We start from the raw sequence: 16,681 nt of genomic DNA, 5'->3' as shown, positions 1-16,681 counted from the left end.
TGATGACATGAACTCGCCGCGAACGCGCCCGGTCGGATGCCTGGTCTCCGTCGTCGCGGGCACGGCCGTGTTGGCGGTGCTCGCCTTCGTGGTCGCCTCGTGCGCGACCTTCGGCGACGAGAAGCCGCGCGAGCTCGACGCCAAGGGGTTGCGGAAGACGGTGCGGGAGTGGACGGGCGCCTCCCTTCCCGAATCGTTGACCGTGATCCGCGCGTCGCGGACCGACGCCTTCATGGATCCCTACATGAGCGCGGTCTTCGAGGCCCCGACGGCCGGTGTCGACGACTTCGTCGGAACGCTCGGCGCGCGCCGACTTCGGGAGTTCGCGCCCGACTGCTCCACCCCCGTGGGGGCGCCCGTCTTCACGGAGCTCCCTGGTTCGGAACGAACCTTCGACGCGGGCCCGCAGCCCTGGTTCGCCAATATGCAGGGACAGTACGAGGGCGACTACAGCGTCATCAGGCCGGTCGAGAGCGGAGTCCTCGAGCGGTGCCGGAACATCGTCACCGTCTTCGCCAGGCCGACGAGTCCCTTCGTCGACATGGCGATCCAGAAGAAGGATGACGGCACGAGCCGCGTCGTGCTCGCGGTGACCTACACCTGAGCCGAGACACATCTCACGATGTGAGAAACCTCTCCGGGATCGCGGAGTCAATCCGCGCCATCGCGAACTAGCGTCGAAGGCATGGCAACCGTGCATCGCAGCAGTGGATTCATCGCCCTCCCGGCGCGTGCGCTGTGGGACGTGCTCGTCGACGTGGAGCGCCTGCCGCGGTGGCAGCCCTTCGTCGTCTCGGCCCCGCTGCGGGACCCGGTCGCGCTCGGCGCGCGCCTGGACTGGGTGCCGGATCTGCGTGTGGCGTGGATCCACCGCCGCTTCGCGGCGCCCGCCACCGTCGTCGAGTTCGAGCCCGAGCGCGCGCTCGCGATCGCGCAGGACGAGCCGGCGGGGACCACGACGTTGCGCTGGGCCCTTCGTCCGGTCGACGGCGGCACCGTCGTCGAGCAGACGGTGACGGCCGACGGTCCGTCGGCACCGTTCTTCGACCGCATGGTCGCCCGACGGTTCGCCGCCGACGCCGATACGAGTCTTGCGCGGCTGGCGATGCTCGCCGGCCCGCCGCGCGCCGCCGACCCGCTCCACGTGGTCATCGCCGGCGGCACTGGAGCGCTCGGCCGCCGCGTCGCGGCGGACCTGGTCCGGCGCGGGCACGAGGTCACGATCCTCACCCGGTCGATCCGCGCCGACGTGCCGTACCCGCAGGTCACGTGGGACGGGCGCACCGTCGGGGCGTGGTCGGCCGTGCTCGACGGGCCGAACACCGCGGTGATCAACCTCGCGGGCAAGCTGGTCGACTGCCGCCCGACCGCCGCGAACATCGCCGCGCTCACGGCCAGTCGCGTCGATGCCACGCGCGCCCTCGTCGAGGCGGCCCGGGGTCGCGGCGTCCGCCGCTGGGTGCAGGCGAGCACCACCGCGATCTGGAGCGACGCGGGGGAGCGCTGGTGCACCGAGGACACCCCGCTGCCCGATCCGGGGCTCCCGCAGATGACGGGCGTCGCCCGCCCGTGGGAGGAGGCGTCGGCCGACGCCGACACCGCGCACCGCACGATCCTGCGCACCTCGATCGTGCTCGACACCGACTCGCCCGCGATGGCGAAGATGGTCGGCGTCACCCGGGCGTTCCTCGGGGGCAGCCTGGGCGACGGCCGCCAGTGGTTCAGCTGGATCCACCGCGACGACTGGCTCGCGGTGGTCCGGGCCGGCCTCGGCATCGAACCCGGCGTCGACCTGCCCGACGGGGTGGTCGTGGCCGCCGCGCCGAACCCCGTCCGCAACGCCGACCTCATGACGGCGTTGCGCCGCCACCTGCATCGCCCGTTCGCCCCGCCGACGCCGGCGCCGGTGCTCGCGCTCGGCGCGATCGGCATGCGGAGCGATCCCGCGCTCGGCCTCACGGGGCGGCACGCAACGTCGACGGTGCTGCCCGCCGCGGGCTTCCGGTTCGCGCACCCGACCCTCGACGGCGCGCTCACCGACCTCCTCGGCTGAACCGCCCCGCGTCCGCAATCGACCGATTCGCCCGTGGCGAACGGAAAATCAATTGTGAGTGCGCGCTCACTTCTGTAGTCTCAACATCGTGCCCGCGGCTAACGAAACCCGATCCCGCGCGCCGCACCTGCCGCCCGACGAGCGGCGCGCGGCGCTCATCGCCGCTACTCGGGACGCGCTGCTGGATTACGGCGCCGTGCCCACCACCAAGCAGATCGCGCAGCACGCGGGCGTCGCCGAGGGCACCATCTTCCGGGTCTTCGACTCCAAGGAGGCTCTGCTCGATGCGGTGATGCTCGAATCCTTCGATCCGGACGACCTGCTCGCCGCGATCGACGCCATCGATCCCACGCTGCCGCTGCGGGCACGGCTCTACCGGTTCACCGAACTCGTCCAGGGACGGTTCCAGCGGATCTTCGGGCTCATGGACGCACTCGGCCTCGTCGCCCCGCCCCACACGCGGGACCGGGACGCGCACCGTCGGGCGAAGGACGGCGGCCCGGCGATCATGGCCCGGCTCCGCGGCGTCATCGGCGACGACGCCGATCAGCTGCGTGTCCCGCCGGAGGAGGCGATCCACCTCCTGCGCCTGCTCACCTTCTCGGGCAGCCACCCGCACATCAGCGAGGGCGCGATCCTCGCGCCCGACCGCATCGTCGACGTCCTGCTCGACGGCATCGCCGCCCCGAACATCAGCCCCGCCGCCGGCCCCGCCGGCTCAGCCACCTCCGAGCGAAGGACCAGCCCCCAGTGACTCTGCTCAGACTCGTCGCCGCGCACCTGCGGCCCTACCGCACCTGGCTGTGGGCCGTCGCGGCCTTCCAGCTCGTCAGCGTCGTCGCGAACCTCGTGCTGCCCAGCATCAACGCCAAGATCATCGACCTCGGCGTCACGCCCGGCGACACCGGCTACATCTGGCGCATGGGCGGAATCATGTTGGTGATCACCCTGTTCCAGGTGATCGCCGCGGGTGGCGCGACCTACTTCGCGGCGCGCAGCGCGATGGCCTTCGGCCGCGACACCCGGCGTTCCCTGTTCGGGCGGGTCCGCACCTTCTCCGGCCGTGAGGTCTCCGGTTTCGGCGCCGCCTCGCTCATCACCCGCACCACGAACGATGTGCAGCAGGTCCAGCTCCTCGTGCTGATGACGCTGTCGATGATGATCCAGGCCCCGTTCATGGCCGTCGGCGGCGTCTTCATGGCGCTGCGCGAGGAGCCCGGCCTCGCCTGGCTCATGGTGGTCGCCGTGCCGGTCCTGGGCGCCGTGCTCGGCGTGGTGATCGCGAAGATGATCCCCGGCTTCCGCGTCGTGCAGACCCGCCTGGACTCGGTCAACCAGGTTCTGCGCGAACAACTCACGGGCGTCCGTGTGATCCGGGCCTTCGTCCGCGAGCCGGTCGAGCGGGAGCGGTTCGACGGTGCCAACACGGCCCTCACCGACGCCTCCGTCCGCGTCATGCGCCTGATGGCGGTCATGTTCCCGTGGGTGATGCTGGTGCTCAACCTCTCCACCGTGGCGGTGTGGTGGTTCGGCGCGCACCTGATCGCCGACGGCACCGCGCAGATCGGCTCCGTCACCGCCTACATGCAGTACATGATGCAGATCCTGATGTCGGTGATGATGGCGACGTTCATGGTGATGATGGTGCCGCGCGCCTCCGTCGCCGCCGAGCGCATCACCGACGTGCTCGCCACCACCTCCACCGTCGCGCCGCCGGACCGTCCCGATCCGCTTCCCGTGATCACGGGCGCGGTCGACCTCGACGACGTGACCATGTGCTACCCCGGCGCCGCGAAACCGGTGTTGCAGAACGTGAACCTGTCGGCCCGGCCGGGGGAGACCGTCGCCATCATCGGCTCGACCGGTTCCGGGAAGTCGACGTTGATCAATCTGTTGGCGCGGCTCTTCGACGCCACCTCCGGGGCCGTGCGCTACGACGGGGTGGATGTGAAGGACCTGGCCGTCGACGCCCTGTGGGGACATGTCGGGCTGGTTCCGCAGCGCGGCTACCTGTTCAGCGGCACCGTCGCGAGCAACCTCCGCTTCGGCAACCCGGAGGCCACCGACGAGGAACTCGCCGAGGCCCTGCGCATCGCGCAGGCGGAGGACTTCGTCGCCGAGCTCGGCGGCCTCGACGCCCCGATCGCGCAGGGCGGCACCAACGTCTCGGGCGGTCAGCGCCAGCGGCTCGCGATCGCCCGCGCTCTCGTCGCGAAGCCCGCGATCTATCTCTTCGACGACAGCTTCTCCGCGCTCGACCTCGCGACCGATGCGAAGCTCCGCGCGGCGCTGCGGCCGTACACGCGGGAGGCCACCGTCTTCATCGTGGGCCAACGCATCTCGACGATCGCGGGCGCCGACCAGATCCTCGTCCTCGAGGACGGCGAGGTGGTCGGCCACGGCACCCACGCCGAGCTGCTCGAGACCTGTCCCACCTATCAGGAGATCGCCGGCAGCCAGGCGACGGCGGGGAGTGCAGCATGACCGGACCGGGAGCACGGGCCTCCGCCGCGGCGACGGCGGGTTCGCCCGCGCAGAAGCCGATGACCTTCTGGCCCTCGTTGAAACGGCTCCTGGGCCGGCTGCGCGAGCAGCGCTCGGCGATGGCGGCGGCGGTGCTGCTCTCCATCGGGTCGGTCACGGCCGCGGTGATCGCGCCGAAGGTGGTGGGCTCCGCGGTCGACGCGATCTACGACGGCTTCCGCTCACAGCTGCAGCACGGTCCCGGCATCGACTTCCACCGGGTGGGAACTATTCTCGCCTGGGTGATCGCGCTGTTCGTCGCGAGTGCGGTGCTGCAGTACGCGCAGGGCTACCTGCTCAACGGCGCGGTGCAGCGGGTCATGTACTCGCTGCGGCGCGAGGTCGAGGAGAAGCTGAACCGCCTGCCGCTGAGCTACTTCGACAAGCAGCCCCGCGGCGAGTTGCTCTCCCGCGTGACCAACGACATCGACAACCTCGGTCAGTCGCTGACCCAGGCGCTGAGCCAGCTCATCGTCTCGGCGTTCACCGTGATCGGGGTCCTGATCATGATGCTCGTGGTCTCGCCGCTGCTCACCGCGGTCGCGGTCGTCGTGATCCCGCTCATCGTGATCTTCGCGGGGCAGATCATGAAGCGCAGCCAGAAGCACTTCGTGGCGCAGTGGAAGTCGACGGGATCGCTCAACGCCCAGGTCGAGGAGGCCTTCACCGGTCACGATCTGGTCACCGTCTACGGCCGGGGCGACGCGCTGCAGGAGCGTTTCGCTCAGGAGAACGACGCGCTCATGACGGCGAGCTACAAGGCGCAGTTCCTCTCGGGGCTGGTCATGCCGATCAGCATGTTCGTCGGCAACCTGCAGTACGTGGCGGTGTGCGTGGTCGGCGGCCTGCGCGTCGCGGCGGGCGGCATGAGCCTGGGCGACGTCATCGCCTTCATCCAGTACTCGCGCCAGTTCACCCAGCCCGTCACGCAGATGGCCTCGATGGTCAACATGCTGCAGTCGGGCGTGGCCTCCGCCGAGCGCGTCTTCGCGATCCTCGACGCCGACGAGCAGACGGCGGAACGGCCGGGCGCGCTGCCGGAGCCGACCCGTGGCCGGGTCGCGTTCGAGGACGTCTCCTTCGGCTACAAGAGCGACGAGCCGCTCATCGAAGGACTGAACCTCGTGGCCGAGCCGGGGCGCACCGTCGCCGTGGTGGGACACACGGGCGCGGGCAAGACCACCCTGGTCAACCTGATCATGCGGTTCTACGAGCTCACCGGCGGCCGGATCACGATCGACGGGACCGACATCGCCGAGGTCGAGCGCGCCGACCTGCGCCGGCGGATGGGCATGGTGCTGCAGGACACCTGGCTGTTCGAGGGCACCATCATGGAGAACATCCGCTACGGCCGCCTGGACGCGACCGACGAGGAGGTCTACGCCGCAGCGCGCGCCACCTTCGTCGACCGCTTCGCGCACTCCTTACCGGACGGCTACGACACCGTGCTCGACGACGAGTCGGGCAGCGTCTCCGCGGGTGAGCGGCAGCTCATCACGATCGCGCGGGCCTTCCTCGCCGAGCCGGCCATCCTCATCCTCGACGAGGCGACCAGCTCGGTGGACACCCGCACGGAGGTGCTGTTGCAGCGCGCGATGCACGCCCTCCGCGCCGACCGTACGAGCTTCGTCATCGCGCATCGCCTTTCGACCATCCGCGACGCGGACGTCATCGTCGTGATGGACCACGGTCGGATCGTCGAGCAGGGTTCGCACGACGAGCTGCTCGCGGCGGGCGGACACTACGCCGGGCTGTACCGGGCGCAGTTCGAGGGCGTGGAGATCTGACGCGCGAGTCGGTGAAGTACTCGCCGACGGGGCGCCGCTGCGCGAGCGGGTTACGCTGGTGCTCGACGGAACGGACGACATGGGGCAGAAGCGACGGACATGAGTGACGAACTCGCACCCGGGACGGTGATCGGCGGTTATCGGATCGAGCGACGCCTCGGATCCGGCGGCATGGGCTCCGTCTACCTCGCCAAGCACCCCGAGCTGCCCCGGTACGACGCCCTCAAGGTCCTGGGGGCCGGCTACTCGGGCGACGAGGCCTTCCGCAAGCGTTTCCTGCGCGAGGCCGAGCTCGCAGCCCGGCTCGATCACCCCAACGTGGTCACGATCTACAACCGCGGCACGGAGGGCGCGCGGCTGTGGATCGCGATGCAGTACGTCGAGGGCGACGACTGCGCGGTGCTGCTCAAGCGCAACCCGGGCGGGTTGCCGCCCGCCGTCGCGGTCGAGATCATCGGCCAGATCGGGCGCGGGCTGGACCGGGCGCACCGCGCCGGGCTGCTGCACCGCGACATCAAGCCCGCGAACATCCTGGTCGCGGCTCCCGACGACGAGGACGACGGCGAGGAGCGGCGGGCGCTGCTCACCGACTTCGGGGTCGCCAAGGGCGGCGAGGACACCTCGCAGCTCACGGCCGTCGGCACCGTCCTCGCGACGCTCGCCTACGCCTCGCCGGAGCAGCTGTGCGGCGAGGAGCTGGACCCGCGCTCGGACCAGTACTCGCTGGCCGCGACCTTCTTCCACCTGGTCACGGGCAAGGTCCCGTACACCGGTGCGAGCACCGACGCGGTGATCGACGCGCACTTCAACGCGCCGCCGCCGCGCATCTCGCAGATCCGGGAGGGCGTCCCGCCGGCCGTCGACGCCGTGGTCGCGCGCGGGCTCGCCAAGACTCCGGCGGAGCGGTTCGCCACGTGCAAGGAGTTCGCGACCGCGCTGAAGTCGGCGCTGACGGCGCCCGTCGGCCGCGCCGCGCCGCGCCCCGTGCCGCGCCCCGCACCGCCGGGCTACGTGCCCGGGCCCGGGCACCCGTCCGGCCCGCAGCCGCCCGCGACGGCGGGCAGGCCGTCGCTGCCCGCACAGCGGAGCGTCGCGCCGGGCATCCGCGGGCAGGCGAATCGCCCCAGCTACCCGACGGCGCGACCGCCGCAGCCCGCCGCCCCGCAACCCGGTCCGCCGTCCGCGGGGCCGCAGCCGCTGTACGGCGCGAGCCCCGGCGCCCGGTCCGGGGCGCTGCAGCGACCGCCGGCGCCGCGTGCGCAGCCCGCGAAGGCTCCGGCATCGGGCGGAATGTCGCCCGGCGTGCTGGTGCTGGTGGGAGTGGCGGTGGTCGCGTTGCTGGTGTTGATCCTGGTCATCGCCTTCGGCTGACGATCGGTCGGACGTGTCGGTGGCAGCGCCTACACTGCGTAATGACAGCGATGAGATTCTCCACCGGAGGTGAGTAGCCCATGACGTCCGCCGCCGGCTCCTTCGTGCATCTGCACAACCACACCGAGTACTCGATGCTCGACGGTGCGGCCAAGGTCGATCCGCTGTTCGCGGAGGCCAAGCGTCTGGGCATGACGGCGGTGGGCATGTCCGACCACGGCAACATGTTCGGTGCATCGGACTTCTACAACACGGCGAAGAAGTACGACATCACCCCGATCATCGGGATCGAGGCGTACATCGCCCCCGAGTCCCGGTTCAACACCAAGCGCGTCAAGTGGGGCGATCCGTCGCAGAAGAGCGACGACGTCTCGGGTTCGGGTGCGTACACCCACATGACCATGGTGGCGGAGAACGCGACCGGTCTGAGGAACCTGTTCAAGCTCAGCTCGCTGGCGTCGATCGAGGGGCAGCTGGGCAAGTGGTCCCGCATGGACGCGGAGATCATCGCCGAGCACGCCGAGGGCATCATCGCCACCACGGGCTGCCCGTCGGGGGAGGTGCAGACCCGGCTGCGGCTCGGGCACGAGCGGGAGGCGCTGGAGGCCGCCGCGAAGTGGCAGGAGATCTTCGGCAAGGAGAACTTCTACCTCGAGCTCATGGACCACGGCATCGACATCGAGCGCCGCGTCCGCGAGGGGCTGCTCAACATCGGCCGCCAGCTGGGCATCAAGCCGCTGGCCACGAACGACTGCCATTACGTCACCAAGGACAAGGCCGAGTCGCACGGCGCGCTGCTGTGCATCCAGACCGGCAAGACGCTGTCCGATCCCACGCGTTTCCAGTTCGACGGTGACGGCTACTACCTCAAGTCCGCGCAGGAGATGCGGGAACTCTGGGATTCGCAGGTGCCGGGCGCGTGCGATTCGACGGTGGAGATCGGCGAGCGCGTCCAGTCCTACGCCGAGGTGTGGGAGCACAAGGACCGGATGCCCCGGTTCCCCGTACCGGAGAACCACACGCAGGAGTCCTTCCTCGAGTCCGAGGTGATGGACGGGCTGAACCGCCGCTTCCCCGACGGTCCGCCGGAGGACTACGTCGAGCGGGCGAAGTACGAGCTCTCGGTCATCAACGAGATGGGTTTCCCGGCGTACTTCCTCGTCGTCGGCGACCTGATCGCGCACGCGCACGAGGTCGGCATCCGCGTGGGTCCGGGCCGTGGTTCCGCCGCAGGCTCGCTCGTGGCGTGGGCGCTGGGCATCACCAACATCGACCCGATCCCGCACGGCCTGCTGTTCGAGCGGTTCCTCAACCCCGAGCGCGTCTCGATGCCCGATATCGACATCGACTTCGACGATCGCCGCCGCGGGGAGATGATCACCTACGCCTCGGAGAAGTGGGGCTCCGACAAGGTGGCCCAGGTCATCACGTTCGGCACCATCAAGACGAAGGCCGCCATCAAGGACTCGGCCCGCGTCATCTACGGCCAGCCCGGTTACTCGATCGCCGACCGCATCACCAAGGCGCTCCCGCCGCCCATCATGGCCAAGGACATCTCGGTCAAGGGCATCACCGACCCGGAGCACGAGCGGTACAAGGAGGCCGTCGAGGTCCGGCAGCTGATCGAGACCGATCCGGATGTCAAGAAGATCTACGACATGGCGCTCGGGCTCGAGGGCCTGATCCGCAACGCCGGCGTGCACGCCTGCGCGGTGATCATGTCCTGTGATCCGCTCACCGACGCGATCCCGGTGTGGAAGCGTGCGCAGGACGGCGCGATCATCACCGGTTGGGACTACCCGTCGTGCGAGGCCATCGGCCTGCTGAAGATGGACTTCCTGGGCCTGCGCAACCTCACCGTCATCGGTGACGCGCTGGACAACATCAAGCACAACCGCGGTGTCGAGCTGGACATGGACCAGCTCCCACTCGACGACGAGACCACGTACGAGCTGCTGCAGCGGGGCAACACCCTCGGCGTCTTCCAGCTCGACGGCGGGCCGATGCGCGACCTCCTGCGCCGCATGCAGCCGACCAAGTTCGAGGACATCGTGGCCGTCGGCGCCCTGTACCGACCCGGCCCGATGGGCATGAACGCGCACAACGACTACGCGGATCGCAAGAACGGCCGGCAACAGGTCAAGCCGATCCATCCGGAGCTCGAGGAGCCGCTCAAGGAGATCCTCGCGGACACGTTCGGCCTGATCGTGTTCCAGGAGCAGATCATGCAGATCGCGCAGAAGGTCGCCGGGTACAGCCTCGGACAGGCCGACATCCTGCGGCGCGCGATGGGCAAGAAGAAGAAGGAGGTCCTCGACGAAGCGTACGGCGGCTTCCAGCAGGGCATGCTCGACAACGGCTTCTCCCAGGCCGCGATCACCGCACTGTGGGAGACGGTGCTGCCCTTCGCGGGTTACGCGTTCAACAAGTCGCACGCCGCCGCCTACGGCCTGGTCTCCTACTGGACCGCCTACCTCAAGGCGAACTACCCGGCCGAGTACATGGCCGCGCTGCTCACCTCCGTCGGCGACGACAAGGACAAGGCCGCCATCTACCTCGGTGACTGCCGCCGCCTCGGCATCACCGTCCTCCCGCCGGACGTCAACGAGTCCTTCCACGCCTTCACCTCGGTGGGCGAGGACATCCGATTCGGCATGGGGTCGGTGCGCAACGTCGGTGAGGGCGTGGTCGCGTCCATCGTGAACACCCGCACGGAGAAGGGGAACTTCACCTCCTTCTCGGATTACCTCGCCAAGATCGAGGTCGCGGCCTGTTCCAAGAAGGTCACCGAATCCCTCATCAAGGCGGGCGGTTTCGACTCGCTCGACCATCCCCGCAAGGGCCTGCTGCTGGTGCACGCCGACGCGATCGAGTCGGTCCTGTCCACCAAGAAGGCCGAGGCCGTGGGCCAGTTCGATCTCTTCGGATCGATGGGCGAGGAGGACGGTGCCGCCGGTCCGATCGACGACGTCTTCACGATCAAGGTCCCCGACGAGGAATGGGACGGCAAGCACAAACTCGCCCTCGAACGGGAGATGCTGGGGCTGTACGTCTCCGCGCACCCGCTCGACGGTGTCGAGCACGTCATCGCCGCGCAGACCGACACCGCCATCCCGGCCATCGTGGAGGGCGACGTCAAGGACGGCACCCAGGTCACCGTCGGCGGCATCCTGCAGTCCGTGAACCGGCGCGTGAACAAGAACGGCGCGCCCTTCGCTTCAGCGCAGATCGAGGACCTCTCGGGTGGTATCGAGGTGTTCTTCTTCCCGCAGGCCTACGCCGCGTACGGCGCCGAGGTCGTCGAGGACGCGGTGGTGCTCATCAAGGCGCGCGTGAACTTCCGGGACGACAAGGTCACCCTGATCGCCAACGACATCGCGCCGATCGACCTGTCCCAGATCGGTGTGGCGAAGCCGCTGTCACTGACGATGCAGACCCGGGTGTGCACGCAGGACAAGGTCTCCGCGCTCAAGCAGGTGCTGCAGCGTCACCCCGGCGTCTCGGACGTGCACGTCAAGCTCGTCAGCGGCGACAAGGCCACCACGCTGCGGCTCGACGACACCCTCCGGGTGAACCCGTCGTCGTCGCTGATGGGCGACCTGAAGGCGTTGCTCGGCCCGAACTGCCTGGCCTGACCCGATCACACCCCGGCGCTCCCGAAGATCCGCTGGAACAGGTCCTCGCCGTGGCTCGTGGGCAGGGGCCGGCCGGGCAGGATCCGGAAGGTGCGATCTCCGGTGGGGAGGCGCTCCGCGCGCAGGAAGGCGTGCCGCGGGTCGCCCGCATCGGCGAGACCGCGCGCGAGCTCGTACATGTGCGTCACGTACACGACGGAGATCCCGCAGTCCCGCATCGTTTCCACGATCTGCCGCGCCAGCGCCGCCCCCTCGCGCTCGTTCGTCGAGGCGAGCGACTCGTTGCACAGCAGGAGCGCTCCCGGGCGGATCACGTCGGCGACCGCGCTCATCCGGCCCAGTTCCTCCTCCAGCCGCCCCGCGGTGTCGCCGCCTCCCCGCTCCTCGCCGCCGAAGTGGGTGAGGACCTGAGGATGGACGGGCCCGCGGTAGTCGCGTGCCGGGACCGGCATTCCGCAGCGGAACATGAGCTGCGCCGTGCCGATGCTCCGCAGCAGCGTCGTCTTCCCGCCGTGGTTGGCGCCGGTGATGATCGTGACCGACGCGCCCTCGGTGTCGATGTCGTTGCCGACGACCGGTTCCCGCGTCTCCAGAGCCAGCACCGGATGGTAGAGACCGTGGCACAGCGGTCCCCGCGCCGACGGCTCCGGAAGGCACCACGGAGCGCCGCGCTCGTCGAGGGCGGCGAGGAGGTTCATCACGGCGCGGTAGAAGCCGAGTTCGTCGGCGATGGTCCGGAAGTAGGCGGCCACGTGCTCGGCGGCCTGCGCGACGGCGTCCGCCGCGGTCCGGATACCGCGGCCCGCCAGCACGGTCAGGGCCTCCGCGGCCGCGGGGTCGTCGACGTCGAGGTCGATCGCGCCGTCCCGCGCGCGCAGGCGGCGCCACCCCGAGCGGTCCGGGTGGCGCAGGACGTGATCAGTCCCGTGCGCGCCGGTTCCGAGTCGCATGCTGATCAATTCGCCCTTCGCGAAGCGGAGTCCCTCCAGGTGTTCCCGGACCGCCGCGAGGTAGTCGTCGTCGAGGTCGGTGGCGATGCACGAGAAGAAGGCGTCGAAGCCCGCCGACGAGAAGGCGCCGCGCCACCGGTCGCAGGCCGCACGCAGCTCGGTGAAGGCGCCCAGGAACATGTCGAGAACGTCGAGGGATCGGTACAGCACCTTGTCCGGCGTGGCGCGGGTGAACAACCCGAAGTAGTTGTGGCGCTCCCGCTCGACCGCGCGCACCGCGATCCGCCGCAGGTCGTCGACCGCGTCCGGGTGGGCGAGGCAGTCCCGCAGGACCTCGTGGCGGTAGCGGATATCGTCGGCAGAGGCGACGTCGCCGAGGAGCATCGTCTCCGCGACGCGGTAGAGGGCGTCGTCGCCGGAGGCCATGACCGGGAGCAGCCGGTCCAGTCCCAGGTTCCGGCGCAGTTCCTCGGACCGCGGCGGAGCCTGAGGGGGTTCCCGCAGGTCCCGGTCGCGGTAGAGCAGGCGCGTCCTCACGACACGATCCTCCGGCGCAAGGCCTCGGCGTCGAGTCCGTGCCGGCGGGCGAGCGCCGCGGCGTGGGCGAGTCCCTGCGGCCGGCCGCGCCGCACCCGGAACGTTCGAGCAGAAGGCTCGACGGGGACGTCGGCGGTCATGCTCACCACCCCGTCGCCGAGGTGGGCGATCTCGTCGACGAAGGTGACGTAGGCGCATCGCGCGCCGGTCGCCACCAGCCGGCCGACGACGGCGGCACCGAGGCGCGCCCCGTCCTCCACGGAGGTCGATGCGAAGGTCTCGTTCATCACCACCACGCTCCGGCCGGTCGCCGCGGTCAGGATCGCGCGCATGCCCTCGATGTCCGCCTCGAGTCGGCCGCGCCGGTCGTCGGCGGATTCGGGCCGCTCGAACTGGGTGAACAACTCGTCGAAGAGCCCGATGGTGACGTCGGTGCCCGGCACGGGGAGCCCGAGCGCCGCCAGGTGGTGGATCTGGCCGAACGCCCGGGCGAGCGCGGTCTTCCCGCCGTGATTGGGCCCGGTGATCACCAGCACGCGCTCATCGGCGCCGAGTCGGAGGTCGTTGCCCACGACCGGCAGGCCTCGCCGGACCAGGTCCGCCGCGAGCGCGAGGTCCACGGTGCCGTGCGCGTCGAGGACGGTTCCGTCGGCGATCGCCGGGACCGTGAACGGTACCCCCGCCGCCTCCAGACGGGCGATGAAGTCCAGACAGCCCAGGTACCAGCGGATCTCGAGGTCCACGCGGGCCAGGACCGGGTCGTCGTCACCGGCGTGCCGCTCCCGGAACCGGGCGAGCGCGCGGAAGGCGTCGGGGAACAGGGCGGTGACGTCGGTGAGGATGGCGGCCTCGACACCGTCGAGACCGGGCCGCACGGGGGCGGCCTCCGCGCGGCGGGCACCGCCGTCGACCCGGAACCGCTCGAAGACGGCCGCGACCTCGGCGCCGTAATCAGGTTCTCCCTGGTAGCGGCCCACGCGGACGTCGGACTTCTTGATCCGCACGGTGTACTCGACGCCGGCCAGCTGCGCCGCCACGTCCGCCGCGTCGTGCGCCGTCTCGCGATGCTCGGGCGAATCGATCAGTGTGTCCAGGTGTGCGCGCAGGTCGCTCAGCGCGGCGGGCGGGTCCGCGACGACCGCGAGCGTCTCACGGAGCCCGGCGACCGCGGCGAGGTAGCGGCGGGCCCCGTCCAGGGCCCAGGCGTCGCACTCGGGCCGCAGCCGCAGCCGCTCGGCGTTCGACCGGGCCGCGCGCATCTCGGCCATCGCCGCGCCGAACCGCCGGAGCCCGGCGACGAGGTCGCCGTCCCGCCGGAGGGCTCTGCACAGGTCCTGCCGATACCGCGCGACCGGCACCGTCGGGGCACGGGAGCGGAAGAGGGGGACGATCGCGGGGTCGTGGGCCGCGACCGCGTCGACGATGCGGTCCAGGCCCAGATCGGCGAAGTATCCGGGCTCGTGCTCGGGGACGGTGCCGGCGGGCGTGCCGAGGAGAGAGGGGGAGTTCACAACGCACCTCCGCTCTCGCCCGTGTCGTCACGGCCGGACCGGCGGGTGGTGTCGGCGGCGCCCACGTGGACCGCCGGTCATTCGACCGTACGTCCGCGGGGAAGGCGCGGGCAAGGGGTCCCGCGGAGCGCGCGCGGGTCCACAGGCCGCCGCACGCGGGGTCGGCTAGGCGCGACCGTGCACGGCGCGCGCCGCCCACCACACCGCGATGCCGACGCCGGTGGCGGCGAGCACGGCGGGCGCGAACGAGGCAGCGCCGGTGGCGAGGGTGAGGACCGCGCCGAGCGCGAGCACGACCAACGCGGCGACCAGGGCCTCCGCCTTGTAGCGGGGCCACGCGACACCGAAAACATCGACGGTGGACCGCAGCGCGGCGGCGCGACGGTCGGAAGTCGAGGATGCGGTGTAGGTGGTCATGGTCTTCACCATAGCCTGTGAATGAGATTTCGGCTACCCGAACTCACGGTCCGGCGGGTCGATCTGGGATGATGGGACGCGTGTTGCGCTGGATCACCGCAGGAGAATCGCACGGCCCCGCCCTCGTGGCCCTCGTGGAGGGCATGGTCGCGGGCGTCGAGGTCACGTCGTCGGACATCGCCGCCCAGTTGGCGCGGCGACGCCTCGGCTACGGCCGTGGTGCGCGCATGAAGTTCGAGGCCGACAAGGTCACCATCCTCGGCGGCGTGCGGCACGGCCGCACGCAGGCGGGCCCCGTCGCCATCGAGATCGGCAACACGGAGTGGCCGAAGTGGGAGCAGGTCATGTCGGCCGATCCCGTCGACCAGGAGCTGCTCGACGGCATGGCCCGCAACGCGCCGCTCACCCGGCCGCGCCCCGGTCACGCCGACTACTCGGGCATGCTCAAGTACGGCTTCGACGACGCCCGCCCCGTGCTGGAACGCGCGAGCGCCCGCGAGACTGCCGCCCGCGTCGCGGCCGGCACCGTCGCCCGGAACTTCCTCCGCCAGGCGTTCGGCGCCGAGGTCGTCAGTCACGTCATCTCGATCGGCGCGTCCGAGCCCTACGTGGGTCCGACCCCGACGGGCGCCGACCTCGACCGGATCGACGCCTCGCCCGTCCGCGCCTTCGACGAGGCGGCGGAGCAGTCGATGATCACCGAGATCGAGGCCGCCAAGAAGGACGGCGACACCCTCGGCGGCGTCGTCGAGGTCGTGGTCACGGGTCTGCCGGTGGGCATCGGCTCCGTCGCCTCGGGGGAGAGCCGCCTCGACGCGCGGCTCGCCGCCGCGCTCATGGGCATCCAGGCGATCAAGGGCGTCGAGGTCGGCGACGGCTTCGAGACCGCCCGCCGCCGCGGCAGCGCCGCGCACGACGAGATGCTGCCCGACAAGGGCGGCGTGCTCCGTTCGACGAATCGCGCGGGCGGCGTCGAGGGCGGCATGACCAACGGTGAGGAGCTGCGCGTACGGGCGGCGATGAAGCCGATCTCGACGGTCCCGCGCGCGCTGCGCACCATCGACATGCAGACGGGCACCGAGGCCGTGGCGATCCACCAGCGCAGCGACGTCTGCGCGGTGCCGGCGGCCGGCGTCGTGGCCGAGGCCATGGTGGCGCTCGTCGTTGCCCAGGCCGCGCTCGAGAAGTTCGGCGGCGACAGCCTCGCCGAGACCCGCAGCAACATCGAGCGGTACTCCGAGCAGGTGGCGGCGCGGTTGCAGCGGGTGACGCCCGAGGCGATCTGATGGGCACCGCGCCCGGCCGAGAGCCGGGGCCCGCGGCGATCCTGATCGGCCCGCCCGGGGCGGGGAAGACGACCATCGGCCGGCGTCTGGCCCGGGCCCTCCGGGTCGAGTTCCTCGACGTCGATGAGGAGATCGAGCGCCGCGAGGGCCGGTCGATCCCGCAGATCTTCGCCGGCGACGGCGAGCCCGTCTTCCGTGCCATCGAAGAGGGCGTCGTCGCCGACGTGGTCGCACACCACCCCGGCGTCGTCTCCCTCGGCGGCGGTGCGGTCCTTTCGGAGACGACCCGCGCGCTGCTGCGCCGGCACCAGGTCGTCTACCTGGAACTGACCGAGGAGGAGGGGATCCGGCGCACCGTCGGGTCCTCCCGCCCGCTCCTCAAGGGGGACGACCCCGCCGCGGCGTACCGCGCCCTGATGGCACGCCGCACGCCGATCTACCGCGAACTCGCGACGATCCGCGTCTCCACCGTGGGGCGCGCGCCGTCGTCGGTCGTCCGGCAGGTGCAGCGGCGCCTCAAGGACACCGCACCCGGGCGGGAGCGCCGGGGCCCCTGGCCGAAGCTGCCCGCCGTCCTCCGCACGTCCGCCAAGAATCGATCGGAGTAGTAG

General features: G+C 70.8%; 12 protein-coding genes. 9 read left to right on the top strand and 3 right to left on the bottom strand.

What is annotated here, in order from left to right; translation table 11 throughout:
• The first annotated feature begins 7 nt into the window (after positions 1 to 7).
• The 7 genes from FK530_RS07625 (at position 8) to dnaE (ending at position 11,369) form a co-directional block, all read left to right on the top strand.
• Positions 8 to 604 (top strand): hypothetical protein, encoded by a 597-nt coding sequence (locus FK530_RS07625; protein WP_146486435.1) that lies wholly within the window; start codon positions 8 to 10, stop codon positions 602 to 604.
• 81 nt (positions 605 to 685) lie between these two features.
• Positions 686 to 2,053 carry a DUF1731 domain-containing protein gene (locus FK530_RS07620; RefSeq protein ID WP_146486434.1) on the top strand — a complete coding sequence of 456 codons (1,368 nt, stop codon included), beginning with the start codon at positions 686 to 688 and terminating at the stop codon, positions 2,051 to 2,053.
• 88 nt (positions 2,054 to 2,141) lie between these two features.
• Positions 2,142 to 2,807 (top strand): TetR/AcrR family transcriptional regulator, encoded by a 666-nt coding sequence (locus FK530_RS07615; protein WP_158645047.1) that lies wholly within the window; start codon positions 2,142 to 2,144, stop codon positions 2,805 to 2,807.
• Complete coding sequence (locus FK530_RS07610; RefSeq protein WP_231706536.1) at positions 2,804 to 4,537, top strand: ABC transporter ATP-binding protein; 1,734 nt, start codon at positions 2,804 to 2,806, stop codon at positions 4,535 to 4,537. Before FK530_RS07615 ends, FK530_RS07610 begins: the two co-directional genes overlap by 4 nt.
• Complete coding sequence (locus FK530_RS07605; RefSeq protein WP_146486432.1) at positions 4,534 to 6,363, top strand: ABC transporter ATP-binding protein; 1,830 nt, start codon at positions 4,534 to 4,536, stop codon at positions 6,361 to 6,363. The genes FK530_RS07610 and FK530_RS07605 overlap by 4 nt, the downstream gene beginning before the upstream one ends.
• Before the next feature lie 99 nt (positions 6,364 to 6,462).
• Positions 6,463 to 7,734, top strand: a complete 1,272-nt coding sequence (locus FK530_RS07600; protein WP_146486431.1) for a serine/threonine-protein kinase — start codon at positions 6,463 to 6,465, stop codon at positions 7,732 to 7,734.
• An 80-nt stretch (positions 7,735 to 7,814) separates the two neighbouring features.
• Complete coding sequence (gene dnaE, locus FK530_RS07595) at positions 7,815 to 11,369, top strand: DNA polymerase III subunit alpha (RefSeq protein ID WP_146486430.1); 3,555 nt, start codon at positions 7,815 to 7,817, stop codon at positions 11,367 to 11,369.
• Positions 11,370 to 11,374: 5 nt separating this feature from the next.
• Here the strand turns inward: dnaE and FK530_RS07590 are convergent, their stop codons facing one another.
• The 3 genes from FK530_RS07590 to FK530_RS07580 all read right to left on the bottom strand — a co-directional run bounded on the left by FK530_RS07590 (position 11,375) and on the right by FK530_RS07580 (position 14,784).
• On the bottom strand, positions 11,375 to 12,856 hold the full coding sequence (locus FK530_RS07590; RefSeq protein ID WP_146486429.1) for a MutS-related protein: 1,482 nt from the start codon (positions 12,854 to 12,856) through the stop codon (positions 11,375 to 11,377).
• Positions 12,853 to 14,367 carry a MutS-related protein gene (locus FK530_RS07585; protein ID WP_146486428.1) on the bottom strand — a complete coding sequence of 505 codons (1,515 nt, stop codon included), beginning with the start codon at positions 14,365 to 14,367 and terminating at the stop codon, positions 12,853 to 12,855. The genes FK530_RS07590 and FK530_RS07585 overlap by 4 nt, the downstream gene beginning before the upstream one ends.
• A 165-nt stretch (positions 14,368 to 14,532) precedes the next feature.
• On the bottom strand, positions 14,533 to 14,784 hold the full coding sequence (locus tag FK530_RS07580) for a hypothetical protein (protein WP_146486427.1): 252 nt from the start codon (positions 14,782 to 14,784) through the stop codon (positions 14,533 to 14,535).
• Positions 14,785 to 14,864: 80 nt separating this feature from the next.
• Here FK530_RS07580 and aroC point away from each other — a divergent pair, with 80 nt between their 5' ends.
• Together aroC and FK530_RS07570 are read left to right on the top strand one after the other, a co-directional pair.
• The gene (gene aroC / locus FK530_RS07575; RefSeq protein WP_146486426.1) at positions 14,865 to 16,070 is read left to right on the top strand and encodes a chorismate synthase; all 1,206 of its coding nucleotides are present in this window, start codon (positions 14,865 to 14,867) and stop codon (positions 16,068 to 16,070) included.
• Positions 16,070 to 16,678, top strand: a complete 609-nt coding sequence (locus tag FK530_RS07570) for a shikimate kinase (RefSeq protein WP_146486425.1) — start codon at positions 16,070 to 16,072, stop codon at positions 16,676 to 16,678. The genes aroC and FK530_RS07570 overlap by 1 nt, the downstream gene beginning before the upstream one ends.
• The last annotated feature ends 3 nt before the right edge of the window (positions 16,679 to 16,681 follow it).

It is taken from the genome of Tsukamurella conjunctivitidis, assembly GCF_007858475.1.
Taxonomy (GTDB): domain Bacteria; phylum Actinomycetota; class Actinomycetes; order Mycobacteriales; family Mycobacteriaceae; genus Tsukamurella; species Tsukamurella conjunctivitidis.
Note: the sequence above shows the minus strand (reverse complement) of the source record. Positions and strands in the feature narration are given on the sequence as shown.

Bases quoted from the DNA above. Each gene is read 5' to 3' on its own strand.
- FK530_RS07580 (WP_146486427.1), bottom strand. From the start codon at position 14,784: ATGACCACCTACACCGCATCCTCGACTTCCGACCGTCGCGCCGCCGCG.
- FK530_RS07605 (WP_146486432.1), top strand. From the start codon at position 4,534: ATGACCGGACCGGGAGCACGGGCCTCCGCCGCGGCGACGGCGGGTTCG.
- FK530_RS07600 (WP_146486431.1), top strand. From the start codon at position 6,463: ATGAGTGACGAACTCGCACCCGGGACGGTGATCGGCGGTTATCGGATC.
- FK530_RS07625 (WP_146486435.1), top strand. From the start codon at position 8: ATGAACTCGCCGCGAACGCGCCCGGTCGGATGCCTGGTCTCCGTCGTC.
- FK530_RS07620 (WP_146486434.1), top strand. From the start codon at position 686: ATGGCAACCGTGCATCGCAGCAGTGGATTCATCGCCCTCCCGGCGCGT.
- FK530_RS07570 (WP_146486425.1), top strand. From the start codon at position 16,070: ATGGGCACCGCGCCCGGCCGAGAGCCGGGGCCCGCGGCGATCCTGATC.
- dnaE (WP_146486430.1), top strand. From the start codon at position 7,815: ATGACGTCCGCCGCCGGCTCCTTCGTGCATCTGCACAACCACACCGAG.